This is a genomic window from Burkholderia sp. A9 (assembly GCF_000801975.1).
Map to the genome: position 1 here is coordinate 1 of NZ_JSZN01000035.1, position 308 is coordinate 308.

1 tRNA gene is annotated in these 308 nt (G+C 47.7%); it reads left to right on the forward strand.

The annotated features are described in order from the left end of the window. Window positions 1–2: 2 nt before the first annotated feature. Window positions 3–78 (forward strand) — tRNA-Ala (locus tag PI86_RS14090). Window positions 79–308: the final 230 nt, after the last annotated feature.

Genomic DNA, 308 nt, shown 5'->3' on the forward strand with positions numbered 1-308 from the left:
ATGGGGGCATAGCTCAGCTGGGAGAGCACCTGCTTTGCAAGCAGGGGGTCGTCGGTTCGATCCCGTCTGCCTCCACCAATCTTCAATGACAAGCGTTCGACTTGGGTCGAGCATTTGTCATTGGCGATTGAGCCAGTCAGAGTGATACGTAGTAAGTATCGGCTGTCGTTCTTTAACAATCTGGAAGAAGTAAGTAATTTGGATAGCGGAAGCGTCTTGAGATGGACGTGAAAACTATCCGGGTTGTGATTGTATCGATGTATCTCAAGATGATTCGAACTCTATGTTTGACTCAATTGGAATACGGC